Annotated in this window: 18 protein-coding genes; 11 read left to right on the top strand and 7 right to left on the bottom strand. The window is 68.5% G+C overall.

Going from position 1 to position 17,260, the window contains the following annotated elements; all coding sequences use genetic code 11:
* Positions 1 to 69: 69 nt before the first annotated feature.
* The gene (locus tag IG04_RS47910) at positions 70 to 606 is read right to left on the bottom strand and encodes a TetR/AcrR family transcriptional regulator (protein WP_051768572.1); all 537 of its coding nucleotides are present in this window, start codon (positions 604 to 606) and stop codon (positions 70 to 72) included.
* 69 nt (positions 607 to 675) lie between these two features.
* Between IG04_RS47910 and IG04_RS0100555 the strand changes: the two genes are divergently transcribed.
* The 3 genes from IG04_RS0100555 (at position 676) to IG04_RS0100565 (ending at position 4,182) form a co-directional block, all read left to right on the top strand.
* Entirely contained in the window at positions 676 to 1,749 is a 1,074-nt protein-coding gene (locus IG04_RS0100555) for an FAD-dependent monooxygenase (protein WP_051768575.1), read from the top strand.
* Between the two features lie 182 nt (positions 1,750 to 1,931).
* Complete coding sequence (locus tag IG04_RS0100560; RefSeq protein ID WP_420843981.1) at positions 1,932 to 3,107, top strand: nitric oxide synthase oxygenase; 1,176 nt, start codon at positions 1,932 to 1,934, stop codon at positions 3,105 to 3,107.
* 10 nt (positions 3,108 to 3,117) lie between these two features.
* Positions 3,118 to 4,182, top strand: coding sequence for an APC family permease (locus IG04_RS0100565; protein WP_211257641.1), 1,065 nt, complete (start codon positions 3,118 to 3,120; stop codon positions 4,180 to 4,182).
* A gap of 41 nt (positions 4,183 to 4,223) precedes the next feature.
* Here IG04_RS0100565 and IG04_RS0100570 read toward each other — a convergent pair whose 3' ends face one another.
* The gene (locus IG04_RS0100570; RefSeq protein ID WP_338043476.1) at positions 4,224 to 5,612 is read right to left on the bottom strand and encodes an RNA-guided endonuclease InsQ/TnpB family protein; all 1,389 of its coding nucleotides are present in this window, start codon (positions 5,610 to 5,612) and stop codon (positions 4,224 to 4,226) included.
* 44 nt (positions 5,613 to 5,656) lie between these two features.
* On the opposite strand from IG04_RS0100570, the gene IG04_RS0100575 reads away from it, so the two are divergent.
* Genes IG04_RS0100575 through IG04_RS0100585 form a run of 3 tightly spaced genes read left to right on the top strand, consistent with a single transcriptional unit; the run spans position 5,657 to position 8,372 of the window.
* Positions 5,657 to 6,754, top strand: a complete 1,098-nt coding sequence (locus tag IG04_RS0100575) for an NAD(P) transhydrogenase subunit alpha (RefSeq protein WP_030474483.1) — start codon at positions 5,657 to 5,659, stop codon at positions 6,752 to 6,754.
* On the top strand, positions 6,751 to 7,017 hold the full coding sequence (locus tag IG04_RS0100580) for an NAD(P) transhydrogenase subunit alpha part 2 (protein ID WP_030474484.1): 267 nt from the start codon (positions 6,751 to 6,753) through the stop codon (positions 7,015 to 7,017). The genes IG04_RS0100575 and IG04_RS0100580 overlap by 4 nt, the downstream gene beginning before the upstream one ends.
* Positions 7,014 to 8,372 carry an NAD(P)(+) transhydrogenase (Re/Si-specific) subunit beta gene (locus tag IG04_RS0100585; protein ID WP_030474485.1) on the top strand — a complete coding sequence of 453 codons (1,359 nt, stop codon included), beginning with the start codon at positions 7,014 to 7,016 and terminating at the stop codon, positions 8,370 to 8,372. Before IG04_RS0100580 ends, IG04_RS0100585 begins: the two co-directional genes overlap by 4 nt.
* Here the strand turns inward: IG04_RS0100585 and IG04_RS0100590 are convergent.
* The 3 genes from IG04_RS0100590 to IG04_RS0100600 form a co-directional block, all read right to left on the bottom strand.
* Positions 8,338 to 10,308, bottom strand: a complete 1,971-nt coding sequence (locus IG04_RS0100590) for a putative bifunctional diguanylate cyclase/phosphodiesterase (protein WP_051768577.1) — start codon at positions 10,306 to 10,308, stop codon at positions 8,338 to 8,340. The two genes, IG04_RS0100585 and IG04_RS0100590, sit on opposite strands and share 35 nt — an antisense overlap.
* Before the next feature lie 54 nt (positions 10,309 to 10,362).
* Entirely contained in the window at positions 10,363 to 11,166 is an 804-nt protein-coding gene (locus IG04_RS0100595; protein ID WP_030474487.1) for an SAM-dependent methyltransferase, read from the bottom strand.
* A 70-nt stretch (positions 11,167 to 11,236) separates the two neighbouring features.
* Entirely contained in the window at positions 11,237 to 12,274 is a 1,038-nt protein-coding gene (locus IG04_RS0100600; protein WP_051768579.1) for an MFS transporter, read from the bottom strand.
* A 57-nt stretch (positions 12,275 to 12,331) separates the two neighbouring features.
* Between IG04_RS0100600 and IG04_RS0100605 the strand changes: the two genes are divergently transcribed.
* Genes IG04_RS0100605 through crcB form a run of 3 tightly spaced genes read left to right on the top strand, consistent with a single transcriptional unit; the run spans position 12,332 to position 13,417 of the window.
* On the top strand, positions 12,332 to 12,775 hold the full coding sequence (locus IG04_RS0100605) for a MarR family winged helix-turn-helix transcriptional regulator (protein ID WP_036013162.1): 444 nt from the start codon (positions 12,332 to 12,334) through the stop codon (positions 12,773 to 12,775).
* A 25-nt stretch (positions 12,776 to 12,800) separates the two neighbouring features.
* Positions 12,801 to 13,082 carry a fluoride efflux transporter FluC gene (locus tag IG04_RS0100610; protein ID WP_051768581.1) on the top strand — a complete coding sequence of 94 codons (282 nt, stop codon included), beginning with the start codon at positions 12,801 to 12,803 and terminating at the stop codon, positions 13,080 to 13,082.
* Positions 13,079 to 13,417, top strand: coding sequence for a fluoride efflux transporter CrcB (crcB, locus tag IG04_RS0100615; protein ID WP_030474491.1), 339 nt, complete (start codon positions 13,079 to 13,081; stop codon positions 13,415 to 13,417). Before IG04_RS0100610 ends, crcB begins: the two co-directional genes overlap by 4 nt.
* Positions 13,418 to 13,478: 61 nt before the next feature.
* On the opposite strand, the gene IG04_RS0100620 is transcribed toward crcB, so the two are convergent.
* Both IG04_RS0100620 and IG04_RS47055 read right to left on the bottom strand, forming a co-directional pair.
* Entirely contained in the window at positions 13,479 to 15,746 is a 2,268-nt protein-coding gene (locus IG04_RS0100620; protein ID WP_030474492.1) for a HelD family protein, read from the bottom strand.
* An 88-nt stretch (positions 15,747 to 15,834) separates the two neighbouring features.
* The gene (locus tag IG04_RS47055; RefSeq protein WP_030474493.1) at positions 15,835 to 16,263 is read right to left on the bottom strand and encodes a MarR family winged helix-turn-helix transcriptional regulator; all 429 of its coding nucleotides are present in this window, start codon (positions 16,261 to 16,263) and stop codon (positions 15,835 to 15,837) included.
* A 136-nt stretch (positions 16,264 to 16,399) separates the two neighbouring features.
* Here IG04_RS47055 and IG04_RS0100630 point away from each other — a divergent pair, with 136 nt between their 5' ends.
* Both IG04_RS0100630 and IG04_RS0100635 read left to right on the top strand, forming a co-directional pair.
* Positions 16,400 to 17,002, top strand: coding sequence for a hypothetical protein (locus tag IG04_RS0100630; protein WP_063758189.1), 603 nt, complete (start codon positions 16,400 to 16,402; stop codon positions 17,000 to 17,002).
* 1 nt (position 17,003) lies between these two features.
* On the top strand, positions 17,004 to 17,222 hold the full coding sequence (locus tag IG04_RS0100635; RefSeq protein WP_144065487.1) for a DUF6343 family protein: 219 nt from the start codon (positions 17,004 to 17,006) through the stop codon (positions 17,220 to 17,222).
* The last annotated feature ends 38 nt before the right edge of the window (positions 17,223 to 17,260 follow it).

Here is a 17,260-nt window from a genome sequence, read left to right on the forward strand (position 1 = left end):
GCGCGGTGGCACACGTCCGTGATCAGAGGTAGAAGACCCCGTACCCGAATCCCATGAAACCCACGGTACCTACGGTCGCAACGCTTTTTCGACGGCCGTCTTCAGGTCCCGCACGCTTTCCTCGGTGCCCGGCGCAGGCCCGACCGTGCTGCCGCCACCGACGAGCCGGTAGAAGAGCAGGCCCTCCAGGAACGCCGTGAAGTGCGCGCCCGCCCGTTCGGGATCCTGGTGGCCCAGCATCTTCGCGATCGCGGTGGCCTGCTCGCGAGGCGAGTGGACCATGATCGACTTGAGCTCGGGGTGGTGCGTGGCCTCGAGCATCGCCGAGTACCTCGCGAGCGTCCTGTTCCGCTCGACGAGCCAGCTGTCGAGCGTTCTGGCGATGCTGCCCGCGACGTCGTCCGGATCGGGCACGACGTCCAGCCGTTCCTGATCCGCGAGCCGTTCGACGAACCCCTCGATCAACGCCTTGCGTGTGCGGAAGTACGCGCTGGTGGAGCCTTCGGGCAGCCCGGCGCGGCGGTCGACCGCGCGGTGGGTGAGCCCGCGCATGCCCTGCTCGGCGACGAGCTGGATCGCGGCGTCGGTGATGAGGTCTCTGCGCACTGGGGTCCCAATCTCTCTACAGCTGTAGTCTACGGCTGTAGAGTCCTCTACATCTGTAGAGGAGGAACGATGAAGGCGATCGTGGTGGGTGGCGGCATCGGCGGGCTGGCGACGGCGGTGTCGTTGCGGCGCGTCGGCTGGGAGGTCGTCGTCTACGAACGCGCGGCCACGTTCGGTGAGATCGGCGCGGGCGTGGGCGTGATGCCGAACGCGCTGCGGGCGCTGGAGTGGATGGGTCTAGCCGACGAGGCCCGCCGCCTGGGTACGCCGCGTGTGTCCGGTGGTGTCAGGGCGTCTGACGGGCGCTGGCTCATGCATCTGCCCGACATCGGCCAGGAGAAGGTCATCGCGATGCACCGCGCCGATCTGCACGGCGTTCTGCTGCGCGCGCTGCCGCCCGAGATTCTTTTCAACAACGTCGAGGTGACCGGCGTTGACGAGCTGGACGCGGATCTCGTGGTGGCGGCGGACGGCATCAACAGCCGCCTCCGTGCGGAACTGCTGCCCGGCGCGCCGGGACCGGTGTACGCGGGGGCCACGGCGTGGCGAGGGGTGGCGCCGGGGCCTTACGAGCTGCCGATCTCGCAGACACTCGGTCCCGGCGGCGAGGCGGGCATCCTGCCACTGGGCGACGGGCGGGTCTGCTGGTACGTCGCCGCTGTCGCGCCCGCGTCGGCCGACCTGGACCCGGTGGCGCTGTTCGCCGGCTGGCACGACCCGCTGCCGGAACTGCTGGCGTCGACCCCGGACGTGATCCGGCACGACATCTACGAACTGCCTTTGCTGCCCACGTTCGTGCGGGGCCGGGTGGCGCTGCTCGGCGATGCCGCGCACGCGATGACGCCGTACCTCGGGCAGGGGGCGTGCATGGCGTTGGAGGACGCGGTGACGCTGGCCTCGGTCGACGGTGATCTCGCGCGCTACGACGCGTTGCGGCGGCCGCGCGCCCAGTCCGTGTGGAAAGGCTCGCGAATGGCGGGGAAGTTCGGGATCGAGGTCCGCTCGCCCATGGCGCTGGCGTTGCGGAACTTCGCTTTCCGGGCATTGCCGTCTTCCTTGGCAGTACACGGGATGACTCGCTTCTCCTCGTGGGAGGTGCCCGGCGAAGTTCACTCGAACGGGTCGAATCCGCTGGTGAACTGAATCACTGGTCAATGTTTGGTGTCGGCGCGATAACGGTCCAGAACCACCCTTTGTCGCGCCCTTTGTCACCCGGTCGCGGTATCAAGTACTTGCTGAGAGTGTCGGACGCGGTCCAGTGATCCAGATGGCGTAGCGCAACAGGCGGTTCCTCCTCCACGAAAGCGCAACTACGGTGCCTCGCCATGACCCCCGTCCCGACTGATGTGATGCCCCGTTCCCTCACAGCGCTTCCCCCGGCGCAGGTCGAGAACACCGGCGAGATCGACATCGCCGAGGCTGAGGACTTCGTCCGGCAGCACCGCACCGAACACCCGGACCTCGGTCCCGTCGAGGCCAGGCTGGCCGAAGTGCACGCGGAGATCGCCGCGACCGGCACCTACCGCCACACCACCGACGAACTGACCTTCGGCGCCAGGGTGGCCTGGCGCAACAGCTCCCGCTGCATCGGCCGCCTTTACTGGCGGAGCTTGAAAGTGCGCGACCAGCGGGACGTGTCCGATCCCGCCGACGTGGCCAGCGAATGCGTCGAGCACCTCCGCGTCGCCACGAACAAGGGCAAGATCCGGCCCGTCATCACGGTCTTCGCCCCCGCCGAGCCCGGCATGGACGCGCCGCAGATCGTCAACGAGCAGATCATCCGCTATGCCGCCTACCGCGGTTCCGACGGCGGAGTGCTCGGCGACGCGCGCAACCTCGCCCTCACCGACCTCGCGCTGAAGCGAGGCTGGCAGCCGCCGTCCACACGCGGCCCGTTCGACGTGCTGCCGCTCATGGTGTCCTGCAAGGGCCAAGACCCCGCGCTCGTCGAGATCCCGTCCGGCGACGTGCTGGAAGTCCTGTTGTCGCACCCGGACTTCCCGTGGCTGAAGGCACTCGGCGTGAAGTGGCACGCCGTTCCCGCCATCAGCAACATGCGCCTGCGCGTCGGCGGGATCGACTACCCGTCCGCGCCGTTCAACGGCTGGTACATGGGCACCGAGATCGGCGCCCGCAACCTGGCCGACCACGACCGCTACGACCTGCTGCCGTACCTCGCCAAGCGAATGGGCCTGGACATGTCGTCGGAGGCGACGTTGTGGCGCGACCGAGCTCTGGTGGAGCTCAACCGCGCCGTCCTGCACTCGTTCGCGGAGGCCGGGGTCACGATCACGGACCACCACACGGAGTCGAAGAGGTTCCTGACGCACCTGGAGAAGGAGGAAGAAGCCGGACGTTCCTGCCCAGCGGACTGGTCGTGGATCGTGCCACCCGTGTCGGGCGGGCTGACGCCGGTGTACCACCGGTACTACGAATCCGGTGAACTGCTGCCGAACTTCTTCCCCGCCGCGAAGCCTTCAGGGTGCCCTGTCGCACACTGACCGTGTGCAACTGACCCGAAGCCTGTCGTTGACCGACGCCGTGTTCGTCGGGCTCGGCTCGATGATCGGCGCCGGAGTGTTCGCGGTGTTCGCCCCGGCCGCGGCGGCGGCCGGGTCCGCATTGCTCGTCAGCCTGGTGATCGCGGGCGTGATCGCCTGCTGCAACGCGTTGTCGAGCGCCTGGCTGGCGGCGCGCTACCCGCAGTCCGGCGGCACGTACGTCTACGGCCGCGAACGGCTCGGGCGCGTGTGGGGCGACCTGGCCGGCTGGGCGTTCGTGCTGGGCAAGACGGCGTCGTGCGCCGCCATGGCGCTGACGGTCGGCACCTACGCCGGTGCGCCGAAACCCGTTGCGGTGGCGGCGATCGTGGCGCTGACGGTGCTGAACCTGACCGGCGTCCAGAAGTCCGCGCTGCTCACCAGGGTCATCGTGGTCGTGGTGCTGCTCGTGCTGGCATCGACCGCCGTGACCGCTCGCGACGCCGTGCAGCCGGCGGAGTTCCTGCCGACAGGAATCCTTCCCGCCGCCGCGCTGCTGTTCTTCGCGTTCGCCGGCTACGCGCGCATCGCGACGCTGGGAGAGGAGGTACGCGAACCCGCACGGACGATCCCCCGCGCCGTCGTTGTCGCTCTGGCGATCACGCTGGTCGTCTACACGGTCGTGGCCCTCGTGGCGTTGAACGCCCTGGGCAGCGATCTGGCTGGGTCGACGCTGGCTGACGTGTCGCCTTCGCTGGCACCCGTCATCCGGATCGGCGCCTGCCTGGCCGCGCTCGGCTCGTTGCTCTCGCTGCAACTGGGCGTGAGCCGGACCGCGCTGGCGATGGCGCGCGACCGCAGGCTGCCGGGGTTCATGGCCGACCTGCGTGCCGCCGAGGTCGTCACCGCGGTGGCCGCGATCGGGCTGGTGCTCACCGTCGACGTGACGCGCGCGATCGTGTTCAGCTCGTTCTGCGTGCTGCTCTACTACGCGATCGCCAACGCCAGCGCGTGGACGCTTGGTAAGCGCTTCGTGCCTGCGATCGGGCTGGCAGGGTGCCTGACGCTGGCCGGTGCGGTGCTCTGGCAACTTTGAATGCTCCCCGCCCTACAGGGGCTTATGTGGGGATTCTCGACTCAGGCTGCCTGGCCGTCCGGCGGACGAGCAGGTCTTGTGCCGTCAGCGCCGACCGGGTTCAAACCTGCCCGGACCAGCATCACCGCCGCGGAGTTCTTGTCCCTGGGGGACATGGCCCCGCACGACGTGCAGGTGTAGGTGCGTTCGGACAGCGGCAAGGCGTGCTTGGCTCTCGCACCGCATGCCGCACAGTCCATCGTGGTGTGTCTCGGGTCGACCAGCCGCAGGTCCCGGCCGTGCTTGCGGGCCATCGCAATCAGCTCACGCTTGGTGGCGCCGATCGCGGCGTCCGCGGCTTTGCGGGCCATCGTGGACTTCGCCAGGAACTTCGGCCGGAAGTCCTCCACGGCGAGCGCGTCATGATCGCGAACAACCCGCTTGGCCCACTTGCGGCCGGTGTCCTGCCGACGCCGGGCGACCTTCTTCTGGATCTTCGCCGCGTGCCGCTTGGCGTGTTGGTAGCCCTTCGAACCGGGCCGGCCCTTGGCCGGGCGGCGACGGGCCATCATCCGCTGATACCTCGCCAGGCCCGCCGCGGCGCACTTGCCGTAGCCAGGGTGCGGCAGGTCATGCGCGTCGCTGGTGGTGGTGGCGAGTTCCTTCACACCCCAGTCGACACCGATCACCCGGCCGGTCACGGGCAAGGCCTGGACTTGCGTCTGGACGACGAAGGAGCAGTACCACTCGCCGAGGCTGTCGCGGTACACGCGCACCGACGACGGCACGGCAGGCAACTCCCGCGACCACACCGGCCGCACCACGATCCCGCCCGCCAGGCGCAGCACACCGTCACGCAACCGGAACCCGCGCTGGGTGTAGTTGAGCGTCGGCTCGGCCAGCGACCGCTTCTTGAACCGCGGCATGCCGGCACGCCGCCGCTGCGGCACCCGCTCCCGCACGTCCTTGAGTGCCTTGGCACGCGATGCGCCGAAATCCCGGATGACCTGCTGCTGCGCAACCGACGACCCAGACCGCAACCACACATGCCCAGCGCGCCAGCCCGTCAGGAGTTTGTCCAACTGTGCCGGACCGCACGTGCGCGGATCGCCGGGTTTCTCACGGTTGTGCCGGTGAGCCTCACGCGACTGCGCTACGCACTGGTTCCACACCCACCGACAGTGATCCCACTCCGCCCCCAACAAACGGCGGGCCGACGACGACAAGCGCAGCCGGTAGGAATACCGGACCACACCTGCCGCATCTGCCATGCAGGCGACCTTACCGAACAAATGTTCGGCTCTATCGGGTGATTGCGGACATCGCTCCACCGACCAGCGCGCTGCGCCCCTTGAACCGCCCCGGCTCCGCCAAGCCCCTTCTGCGGGAGCCCGAATTCCTCCCCGATCCGAATTCTTCCCGCTCTGAGACTGGGATCCTTCGGACGACATGATGATATGGCCCAGCTCACCTTTGATCGCGTAACGTGCGTACGGTGAGAGTGGGAACCCCCGCAGAGTCGCGGCCCGCCGAGCGCCGAGTCGCCTGCGTACCGGAAACGGTGTCGTCGCTGGTCGACGCTGGACTGACCGTGCATGTACAGGAAGGCGCCGGGCGTCACGCCCACGCCCTCGACGCCGCGTACCACGCGGCCGGGGCGACGGTGACGCCCGAGGACCCGACGCCGGAATCCGACGTCGTCGTGTCCGTGCAGCCGTTGACCATCGCCCAGGCCTCCGCGTTGAAACCGGGCGCCATCACCATCAGCTTCCTGCAGCCCCAAGGCGAACGGGAACTACTAGAGGTCTATGCGCGGCGGAACGTCACGTCGTTCAGCTTCGACCTGCTGCCGCGGGTCACGCGTGCCCAGAGCGCGGATGCCCTGTCGTCGCAGGCTTTGGTGGCGGGCTACCGGGCGGTGCTCGTCGCCGCCGAACGGCTACCGCGCTTCCTGCCCATGTTCACCACCGCCGCCGGCACCGTGCCACCGGCGAAGGTACTGGTGCTGGGCGCGGGCGTGGCTGGCCTGCAGGCCATCGCGACCGCACGCAGGCTGGGCGCCGTCGTCGAGGCGTACGACGTGCGCAAGGCCGCGGGCGAGGAGGTCCGCAGCCTCGGCGCGAAGTTCCTCGAACTCGAACTCGAGACGCAGTCCGGCGTCTACGCGTCCGTGCAGTCCGAGGAGTTCCTGGAACGCCAGCGAGAACTCATCGGTGAGCACGTGGCGGCGTCCGACGTCGTGATCACCACGGCCGCCATTCCCGGCCGCAAGGCACCGGTGCTCGTCACGACGGACATGCTCAAGGCCATGGCGCCCGGCTCCGTCGTGGTCGACCTGGCCGCGGAGTCCGGCGGCAACTATGCCGGTTCCGTTGCGGGCCAGGAGACCTGGGTCGGCGACGTGCTCGTGCACGGCGCGCTGAACCTGCCGTCGTCCATGCCGGTGCACGCCAGCAAGCTCTACTCCCGCAACGTGCTCAACCTGCTCAAGCTCATGATCGCGGACGGGTCGGTGTCGCCGGACCTCTCGGACGAGGTGCTCGACGGCTGCTGCCTCACCCACGACGGTCAGATCCGCAAGGAGTTGCCGTGATCGACCTGCTGACGATCTTCGTGCTGGCCGTCTTCGTGGGCTTCGAGGTGGTCTCGAAGGTGTCCACGATCCTGCACACGCCGTTGATGTCCGGTGCGAACGCCATCCACGGCGTGATCCTCGTCGGCGCGATCCTGATCACGGGATCCGCCGAGAGCACCCTGGAGCTGGTTCTGGGGCTGGTCGCGGTCTTCCTGGCCACGATCAACGTCGTCGGCGGGTTCGTGGTGACCGACCGGATGCTGGAGATGTTCAAGCGATGACGGTCCAGCTGATGTACCTCGTCGCGTCGGTGTGCTTCGTCCTGGCGCTGAAAGGCCTGAGCTCGCCCAAATACGCGCGCTACGGCAACTTCATCGGTGCGTTCGGCATGCTGGTCGCCGTCATCACCGCTTACCTCCACGGCGTTTCCCACCACGGACTGTGGATCCTGATCGCCATCGCACTCGGTGTCGTGGTCGGCATCCCGGCCGCGCGGTCAGTGAAGATGACGGCCATCCCGCAGATGGTGGCGCTGTTCAACGGAGTCGGTGGCGCGGCGGCGGCGCTGGTGGCGCTGGCCGAGTTCTTCGCGGTGCCGGACACGACGGTCATGTTCCGGCTCGCGACCGTGCTGACGGTGCTGATCGGCTCGGTCAGCTTCTCCGGATCCGTGGTCACGTTCCTGAAGCTGCAGGAGCTGATGACGACCCGCCCGGTGCTGTTGCCGGCGGGGCAGCAGCTCGCGATCGCGGCCGCCGCGTCGTCGATCGCCCTGTGCGCGTTGACGATGGCGGTGCCGAACGGGTTCCTGCTGTGGTTGCTGGCGGTCGTCGGGCTGGCGCTCGGTGCGCTGTTCGTGCTGCCGGTCGGTGGCGCGGACGTGCCGATCGCGATCTCGTTGCTCAACGCCTTCACCGGTCTCGCGGTCGCCGCGTCCGGTTACGTGCTGGCGAACACGCTGCTGATCGTCGCGGGCACGCTCGTCGGCGCGTCCGGCACCATCCTGACCCGGTTGATGGCGCAGGCGATGGGGCGGTCGCTCGCCAACATCCTGTTCGGTGCGTTCAAGGCGACGACCGTTGTCGCGCAAGGGGAAGAGCAGCGCACGGTCAAGTCGGGCACGGTCGAGGACGTCGCGATCCTGCTGGGGTACGCGAACAACGTGGTCGTCGTGCCGGGTTACGGGCTCGCCGTCGCGCAGGCGCAGCATGCGGTGCGTGAGCTCGTGGCGCTGCTCGAACAGCGTGGAGTGTCCGTGGCGTACGGGATCCATCCCGTGGCGGGGCGGATGCCGGGGCACATGAACGTGTTGCTGGCCGAGGCGGACGTGCCGTACGAGCAGCTCAAGGAGCTCGACGACGTCAACCCCGGCATCACGTCGGTCGACGTGGCCGTGGTCGTCGGGGCGAACGACGTGGTGAATCCAGGTGCGCGGGACGAGCCGTCCAGCCCGATCTACGGCATGCCGATCTTCGATGTGGACCGTGCGAAGTCCGTGGTGTTCATGAAGCGGTCGATGCGGCCGGGGTTCGCGGGCGTGGACAACGAGCTGCTGTACAACCCGAAGACGACGCTGTTGTTCGGTGACGCGAAAGACTCGCTCACGAAGCTTCTGGCGGCCGTGAAGCAGCTCTGAGCAGTTCGGTGACTTCGTCGGCGCTCTGGGCGGGCAGCAGCCCGATCACGCCGTCCGCGCCCGCCTGCCGCCAGTGTTCGGCGTCGTCGAGGGTGTGCACCTCGTCGACGCCGAACCGCACGCCGAAGTCGTGCACGGTCCTGATGAGGGCCCGCATCGCCTGGTACAGCGGGGAATCCGGCCTGGGCGCGGGCGCGCGGGTGATCACCGAGCGGATCGGCACCTCGGTCAGCACGGCCAGTTCGTCGTGGCCGCCGTGGAACCCGTCCAGCGACGTGACGATGCCGCTGTCGTGCAGCACCAGGGCGTTGTCGTCGCCGGCCAGCACCGACGAGATGTCCAGCGCGATCCGCAGCCGTTCGGGTGGAAGCCCGGTCTCGTCGAGCGCCCGCTTGACGTCGGCCACCAGGTCCTCGTCGCGGGACTGCAAGGCGCCCAACGCGATGTGCAGCGTGGGCGCCCCGTCGCCGAACTCCTCGACCCATCTTGTGGCCTGCGCGCACGCCTCCCGCAGCAGCCAGCGGCCGATGGGCAGCGACAGCCCCGTGGAGTCGGCCAGCGCCATGGTGTCGTTGTGGCTCAGGTCGTCCCAGTGCAGGCGGGCGACGGCGCCGAGCACCTCCTGGGTCTCCAGGTCGTGCACCGGCGCGTAGACGATCTCGATCTCGCCGTGTTCCCACGCCCCCGGCATCGACGCGGCCAGCGCGTACCTGCCCCGGCGGCGGGCGTCGTCGTGCGGGTCGTGCAACGCCCACTGCCGCTTGCCCCGCGCTTTCGCCTGGCGCAGCGCGGCGTTGGCGCACCGCATCAGTTCGCCGGCGGTCGCGAACGCCGGCGGGCGGTCCACCACGCCGATGCTCACCGACAGCGCGATGCCGTGATCGTCCACAAAGGTCGGTTCGCCGAGCGCGGCCTGGATCTCCTCGATGGTCGAGGTGACGTTGTCCGAGACCGTCAGCAACGCGAACTCGTCGCCGCCGATGCGCGCCAGCACGGCCTTCTTCTCGGCGGCGAGCTCGCCCAGGCGGTGCGCGACGATCTTGAGCAGCTTGTCGCCGGTCTCGTGGCCCAGGCCGTTGTTGACGACCGAGAACGCGTCCAGGCCCAGGTGGTACAGGGTGATCGGCTCGCCGTCGAGCTGCCGTTCGACCCGGGAGATGAAGTGCTGGCGGTTCGACAGGCCGGTGAGCGAGTCGTGCAGCAGTTGGTGGTCGAGGCTGCGCTGCAACAGGTGCAGCTCGCTGATGTCCTCGACCATCGTCACGTGGTGCGTCGGCCGGCCGTCCGCGTCGCGCAGCACCGAGACCACGAGGTGCACCCACACCGGCTCACCGTCGGCGCGGATCAGTTTGCGCTGGTCGCGGACCCTGTCGGCGTGCCCCTCGCTCACCTTCCGGTACGAGGCGCCCAGGACGGCCAGGTCGTCGGGGTGGTAGAAGTCGCGCAGTTCGCGATCGATGAAGTCGGCCCCCGAATCCAGGCCCACGATCTCGGCGAGCGTGTCGTTCGCCTCGACGCATCTGCCGGTGAGGTCGGTGATCGCGATGCCCTGCGCGGCGGAGTCGAACACCTCCTGGAACCGCGCCTGGCTGATCTGCAGAGTGCGCTCGACCCGCTGTTTGGCCCGCACGATCGCGACCTTGATCTGCTCCTGCTGGTCGAACGCGTCCAGTCGCATGGCCTGCGCGTACGCGGAGCTCAACCGGGCCAGCACAGGTAGTTCGAACGTGGGCGAGAGAACCTCGATCGTGGCGCGCAGCGAGTCCGGCCCGGTCGCGTGCAGTGACACCAGTCGATTGGCAACCGATTCGGGTGACTCCGGCAGCTCACGCAGCGAATCGAGCAGGGCCTGCTGGATTTCGGCGTGGGACAGCGGGATGTACGCGGTCGACGTCAACGCGTGCATCCAGCGGGCGGCGAGTTCCGGGAGTTCCATCCTGTGTACAGAGCGTACGGATCTGCTGCCGTACGGCCAACAACGACAGGCCCGTCAACCTTTGCGGCCCACCGCGGCGTAGATGCCCGCCTTGTCCGGATCGTCGGTGTTCGTGCCCTCGGGCCGCCACAACGGCGTGGGCACGATGCCGGGCTCCACCAGTTCGAACCCGCTGAAGAGCCCCTCGATCTCGCTCTTCGTGCGCGGGTACATCGGGTTCTGGCTCTTCTTCATGACCTCGACCACACCCGCCATCTCCTCGGGCTGCAGGTCCTGGGTGAACTGCGAGACCGCGAGGTAGCTGCCCGCGGGCACGGCGTCGCGGTACGTCGCCACGATCGCGTTCGGGTCGGCCTGCGGCGGCACGAAGTGGAAGACGCCGGCCGTGAGCACGCCGACGGGCTGCGAGAAGTCGAGGAGACCAGTGTTCCGCGCAGCCTGCAGCACCGCGGCGGGCCTGGTCATGTCCTCCTGGATGATCGTCGCGCGCGGGTCGTGCTCCAGGATGAGCTGGCTGTGCGCGACCGCGACCTCCTCGAAGTCCACGTAGACGACGTGGGCCTCCGGGTCGGCCTTCTGCGCGATCTCGTGCACGTTGCCGACCGTCGGGATGCCGGAACCGAGGTCGAGGAACTGGCGGATGCCGTGCTCGATCATGAACAACACTGCCCGGCGCAGGAACGCCCTGTTCAGCCGCGCGATCGTGCGGGCGTTCGGCTGTGCCTGCAGGAACTTCTCGGCGAGCGCCCGATCAGCCGCGAAGTTGTGCCCTCCCCCGAGCAGGTAGTCGTAGAGACGCGCGGCGCTCGGCTTGCCCGTGTCGACGCCTTCCGGAACCCAGCTCACCAGTTCAGCCATGGGGCCAGGCTACTGAGACGCCACCCGGATGTGGCAGGGGCCTGGGGCGATTGGTGCAGCAGAACCGCTGCTACCACTGGAAAGTGTTAATCAGCAGCGTCGCCACGGCGACGCCCAGCGCCGTACCGAGCCCTCGCGCGACGTTGACCAGCCCGCTCCCGACCCCGGCCGAGCCTTCCGGCAGCGCACCCATGACACGTTTCGTGCAGGCCGGCGCGATGATCCCCAGCCCGATGCCCGCGACGATGAGCTGAACCACCTGCGGCACCGGCAGAACCAGCGCGATGGCCGCGATCAGCGCCCCGACCCTGATGCCGGGCCTGCTCAGCAGCGTCGCCGCGATCGCGAACCCGAGCGGCAGCGCGGCGACCGTGAGTCCTATATGTGCCAAGGGTTGTTTCATCGTGAACGGCAGCAACGTCATCGGCACGAACAACGCGGCGTAGGTGAGCAGAACGCCAAGCAGTCCGGGCACCACCTGCCACGTCGGCTTTCCCTTGTCCCGCGCGGTCTTCGTGCGGGGGAGCAGGTAGTGGCCCGCGATCATGGCCACGACGCCGATCGGCACGTTGATCGCGAACACGGCCTGCCACCCGAAGTTCTCGGTGAGGTAGCCGCCGAGCAACGGCCCCGCCGCCAGCCCGGCCGCCTGCGCCGCGGCCTGAACGCCGAGCGCCTTGCGCCGTTGCCCCGGCGCAACCGCAGTGGTGACCAGCGCGACGCTGTTCGCCTGCAACATCGCCGCCCCCACGGCCTGAACGACCCGTGCCGCGATGAGCGCGTCGAACCCGGGCGCGTACACGCACGCGACGGACGCCCCGGTGAACAACGCGAAGCCGTAGATGTAGACGATCTTGCGCCCGACCCGGTCCGCGATCCTGCCCATTGGGACGAGCAACGCCACGAGCGTGATCAGGTAACTGAGCGAGATCCACTCCGGATCGGCGTGGAAGTGCGCGCTCATCGCGGGGAACGCCAGCGTGACGATCGAGGCGTCCAGCTGCCCCATGAACGCGCCGAAGCAGACCGTCGCGATGACCAGCCAAGGCGCGTAGGACCGGCGCGCGATCCACGCCGGTCGGGGTGACTCCGTGACGAACCAGTTCATCGTGAACCGATTATATCTGACACAGAGCTATTGCCCGAGGTTCAGTACTATTTCCGCATGTCAGACGAAGCCCGCACGCTCACCGACGTCGTCACTCGCCTGCGCCGGGCGTTGCGGACGAGCATCCGGGCCGACTGGCCGTGGGAATCCCTGCCGATGGCGCAGGTAGAACTGCTGCAGACCCTCGCCGAGCGCCCGCCGATGAAGGTCGGCGACCTCGCCGCCGCGCTGCGTCTCGCTCCCAACACGGTGTCCGGCCTGGTGTCCCAACTGATCGACTCGGGCCTCGTCGTCCGCGGCGGAGATCCCAAGGACAGACGGGTAGCGCGGCTATCCGTCTCACCTCGTGGACACGAACAGCTGCTCGTCTGGCAGCGCGAACACGAGAAGCGGATCGGCGCCGCACTGGGCAAGCTGGAGTCGTCCGAACGCGAGGATGTCGTGCGCGCGTTGAAGGCCCTGGACCACTTGGTGGAGCACCTTGCCGAGCCCACGAGCTGACCCTGGTCTCCGGTTCGTCGCGCTGGTGTCGCTCGGCGGCGGGCTTGGGGGCGTGGCGCGCTACGGCCTGTCGGTTCTGGTGCCGGGCGCGTGGGGGCTCTTTGTCATCAACGTGCTGGGGTCGTTCCTCATCGGGGTGTTGATGGGGTTGGTACCTCGGCCGTTGGTGCGTGCGTTCTTCGGCGTGGGGATGCTCGGCGGGTTCACGACGTTCTCGTCGTATGCGGTGTCGTGGTCTTGGGCGCTGCTGGCTACGCCGGTTTGTGCTGTGGTGGCGGCGTTTCTCGGGTTGCGGGTGACTCGGTGACCGTGCTCGCGGTGTTCCTCGGTGCTGCTCTCGGTGCGCCGACTCGCTATCTGCTGGATCGGTTCGTGCAGTCGCGGCACTCGTTGGACTTCCCGTTCGGCACTTTGGTGGTGAACGTCGCCGGGTGCCTGCTGATCGGGTTTGTCGTCGGCACGTCCTGGATGCCGCTGCTGGGCGTCGGCTTCTGCGGTGGGCTCACGACGTACTCGACGTTCAGCTACGAGACGGTGAAGCTGCTGGAAGCGGAGAAGTACCGCTCAGCCTTGCTGAACGTCGTCGTCAGCGTCGTGCTCGGGGCCGGCGCGGCGGCGGTCGGTCTTGCTCTGGCGCACTGACCTCGCCGCGGCAAGCCTGGGGGCGTTCTGGTCGCTGACGCCACCCAGGCTTCCACTCGATCTACGAAACGTCCTTCAGCCGGGACAGCACATCGGGCAGCGTTCCGGTGTGCACGACGCCGAGTCGTTGCGTGGCACGGGTCAGCGCGACGTACAGGTCCGACGCGCCGCGTGGCGACTCCGCGAGGATGCCGTCCGGGTCGACCACGACCACCGAGTCGAACTCCAGGCCCTTCGCGTCGGTCACGCCGAGCACCACGACCTGGGCCTCCTCCAGCTCGTTGCCCACGGACGAACCCGGCACCGCGGCGGAGATCGACGACCCCACCGTCGGCAGCAGCGCGGCCGGCACGATCACGGCGATCTTGCCGTCGCCGACCGCGGCGACCTCGCGTGCGATCAGCGCGGGCACTTCGGACGAGAACGACGACACGGTGGAGACCCAAGGTGCCACGCCGGTCTCCCGCACCGACGTCGGCGGCACCAAGGAGACGTCGACGGAGGCGAGCACGTCCGCGGCCACCTCCATGATCTCGGCCGGCGTGCGGTAGTTGACCGACAGTTCCGTTAGACGCCAACGGTTCTGCACGTACGGCGACAGGACGGAACCCCACGAGGTCGCACCGCCGATGTCACCGGTCTGCGCGATGTCGCCGACGACCGTCATGGACTTGCTGGGGCAGCGGCGCATCAACGTGCGCCACGCCATCGCCGACAGCTCCTGGGCCTCGTCCACGATGACATGGCCGAACGTCCAGGTGCGGTCGGCCGCGGCGCGTTCCGCGGCGGTCTCGTAGCGGTCGACGCCGTGGCGCTCGGCCAGGCGGTACGCGTCCATCAGGTCCGAGGCCATCAGGATGTCGGGGTCCGCGTCGTCCTCCAGGTCGAGGATGTCGAGAACTCCCTGGGCGTACTCGATGGCCTGGCGGCGCTGGCGATCGGCGCGGGCCTTGGCCTCCGTGTCGTCCTCGCCGAGCAGTTCGGCGGCCTCGTCCAGCAACGGCACGTCCGCCGGCGTCCAGTCGTCGGTGGAACGCTGCAGCAGGTCGCGCTCCTCGCGGGTGAACTTCGTCATCGCCCGGTTGCGGCGCTTCGGGTTCCGGTAGAGCTCCGAGAGCAGCGAGAACGGCGTCAGCACCGGCCACAGCGACGAGATCGCCGCCTGGACCTCGTCGGACTCGCGCAGCTCCCGGCGGATGTCGTCCATGTCCGTCTTGTCGAGCAGGTGCCCGCCGAGGCGGTTGGCGACCATGCTCGACAACATCGAGACGATCTCGCGGGCGAACGTGCGGCGCGCCTCGTTGTGCGCGCGGCGGGTGCGGCGCGCCCTGCCCCGTGCCTCGGAGATCGCACGCCGGTCCAGGCGCAGCACGTCGTTGTCGAAGCGGATCTCGACGGACGGCGGCGCCTCCTGGCGATCCCGCACGGCCGCGGCGATCACGTCGGCCATCTCGATGCGGCCCTTGACCGCTGCCGCCGCGGCCGACTCGCGCCCGGTGGCGTTGAGGTTGGGGTACAGCTCGCCGACCGTGGACAGCAGCACGCCCGTCTCGCCCAGGGAGGGGAGGACCTGGCTGATGTACCGCAGGAACGTCGAGTTCGGGCCGACCACGAGCACACCGCGCTTCGCGAGCTGCCGACGGTGCGTGTACAGCAGGTACGCGGCTCGGTGCAGGGCCACCGCGGTCTTGCCGGTACCGGGCCCGCCCTGCACGACGACGACGCCGTTGAGCTCGGACCGGATGATCTTGTCCTGCTCGGCCTGGATCGTCGCGACGATGTCGCTCATCTGGCCGGTGCGCGACTCGTTCAGCGCGGCGAGCAGCGTCGCCTCGCCGGTCAGCGACTCGCTGCGGGTCGCGTCGACGGAGTTGATGTCGAGCACCTCGTCGTCGAGGCCGATCACCTTGCGCGAGCGGGTCCGCAGGTGCCTGCGCCGGCGCACGCCGTCGGGGTTGGCGGCGGTGGCGAGATAGAACGGCCTGGCGGCGGGCGCCCGCCAGTCCATCAGCAGCGGCTCGTATTCCTTGTCCTCGTCGAACAGACCGATTCGGCCGATGTAGAAGCGGTCTTCGTTGTGGAAATCGAGCCGGCCGAACGCGAGGCCGTTCTCGACCGCGCTGTACTGGGCCAATTGATCTGTGTACATCGCGACGGACGTGTCGCGCTCGGACCGCATCTGGTGCGTGCCGCCGGTTTGTCGCAACGATTGTGCAAGTCGTTTCGACGTCTGTTCACGGAGGTCGTCGAGCCGGCCGTACAACATGGCCACGTATTCCTGCTCCGGCTCCATTTCGGCGAGCCGGAGGTCATCGGAGGGGCTTGACAACTTGCCTCATTTCTCGATATCATGCGGTGTCGGCTTGTATTCCGATTCGCACTGTCCTGCCCGCGCTGGGTCGCTGAGCGCAGACTGTCTAATCTACACGCATATCGGCGTGGTGCAGGTACGCCTTACGTAGCAGTGTGGCCAAGGTATCGCGCTCGTGCGGAGTCAACGGCGCCAGCAGCTCTTCCTCATGTGCTCGAGCCGCTTCGAGACGCTCGCGCAGCGCCCGTCTGCCTCCGTCGGTGATCGACACGGTGAACCGGCGCCGGTCCCTCTCGTCGCGTCTGCGCTGCGCGAACCCGAGCTCCTCCAGGTCGTCGAGCACCGACACGAGGTCGCTCGGATCCATCCGCACCCGGTCGCTGATCCGCTTCTGCGCCACCGCCTCCTGCTCGGACAGGTAGGCGAGCACGGTCAGGTGAGGCCCACGCAGGTCCGAGCGTCCGATCCGGCGAGCTTCGCGCACCAGCCCGAGCATCAGGTAGCTGGGAAGACGCAGAAGCTGATCAATGCTCATGTCCCTCAGTCTAGGAAAGATCTGTCCCCCGATCGTGGATTGCGCTGCGTGATGAACGTGCCCGGACGAGGTCCGACAGGGTGAGCGTTGGGGTGACGTTTCTCCGCAAACCACCTGGGGGCGGCAAGGTGGGGGTATGACGCGTGCGGAGATCGTCCGGCTCGCCCAGTGCGTGGTGCGCCGGCCCCGGTGGCAACTCGTCCTGGCCGTGCCTCTGTCCGCGTGGACCCTGGCCTGGGTGCTCGGCCAGCTCGCCGACGATCCCCCCAGTCCGCTCGGCCTGCTGGCCTGGACCGGCATCCCCCTCGATTCGGCATCCCTATGGGCTCAGCAACGTGCCGGCGTCCTCGTCTGGCTCGCCACGCTGGGCGGCCTGAGCTGGGCGGCCACCACCGAACGAGGTCAGCTGGCCGCTCTTGCCGGATGGTTCGCGGTGCTGGTCGCGGGAGAAGCCGCAGGGTACGAGCAGGCGGTGCAGCGGGCGATCCTCAGCATGGTCGTGTTTTTGCTCGTCCTGGCGGCCGTGTCGATCACCGGGCGGCGCGCGTTCGTCGTCGACCGCGTGGCCGTCATGCCCGCGGACGTCGTGCGGGCCGGCATCACCGCCGCCGTGCTGACCGCCGTGGTCCCGCTGATCGCTCCTGGCCTGGCCCTGACGCGTCTCGTTCGCCCCTACGTGACGAAACCGCCGCGGCGGCTCAGGCCGGTTGAGACGCGGCTGCTGCGGGAAACCGGATGAGGTGAGCGACTACCTGCCTCCCCCCGCGCCTCCGCGCAGTGCGCTGACCCTGCGGTTGTGGCTGGCCGGATTCGGCCTCGTCTTCAACTCGGTGGCCGGGTGGCTGGCGCTGCGAGCCGACATCGTCTGGCTCGGCGTCCTGCTTTTACTACTCGCCGTCGTCTGCCTTGTGGACTTCGGCTGGGTGGTTCACCGCAAACGCCGTGGAGACCCAGGCTGAAACCTGTCGGAACCTGTGCTTGGGCTCAAGCGCTCTTA

Origin of the sequence: Lentzea albidocapillata (genome assembly GCF_000719115.1) — a bacterium.
GTDB lineage: Bacteria > Actinomycetota > Actinomycetes > Mycobacteriales > Pseudonocardiaceae > Lentzea > Lentzea albidocapillata.

Bases quoted from the DNA above. Each gene is read 5' to 3' on its own strand.
- IG04_RS0100560 (WP_420843981.1), top strand. From the start codon at position 1,932: ATGACCCCCGTCCCGACTGATGTGATGCCCCGTTCCCTCACAGCGCTT.
- IG04_RS0100600 (WP_051768579.1), bottom strand. From the start codon at position 12,274: ATGAACTGGTTCGTCACGGAGTCACCCCGACCGGCGTGGATCGCGCGC.
- IG04_RS0100605 (WP_036013162.1), top strand. From the start codon at position 12,332: ATGTCAGACGAAGCCCGCACGCTCACCGACGTCGTCACTCGCCTGCGC.
- IG04_RS0100570 (WP_338043476.1), bottom strand. From the start codon at position 5,612: ATGTCGTCCGAAGGATCCCAGTCTCAGAGCGGGAAGAATTCGGATCGG.
- IG04_RS0100595 (WP_030474487.1), bottom strand. From the start codon at position 11,166: ATGGCTGAACTGGTGAGCTGGGTTCCGGAAGGCGTCGACACGGGCAAG.
- IG04_RS0100555 (WP_051768575.1), top strand. From the start codon at position 676: ATGAAGGCGATCGTGGTGGGTGGCGGCATCGGCGGGCTGGCGACGGCG.
- IG04_RS0100585 (WP_030474485.1), top strand. From the start codon at position 7,014: ATGACGGTCCAGCTGATGTACCTCGTCGCGTCGGTGTGCTTCGTCCTG.
- IG04_RS47055 (WP_030474493.1), bottom strand. From the start codon at position 16,263: ATGAGCATTGATCAGCTTCTGCGTCTTCCCAGCTACCTGATGCTCGGG.
- IG04_RS0100590 (WP_051768577.1), bottom strand. From the start codon at position 10,308: ATGGAACTCCCGGAACTCGCCGCCCGCTGGATGCACGCGTTGACGTCG.
- IG04_RS0100630 (WP_063758189.1), top strand. From the start codon at position 16,400: ATGACGCGTGCGGAGATCGTCCGGCTCGCCCAGTGCGTGGTGCGCCGG.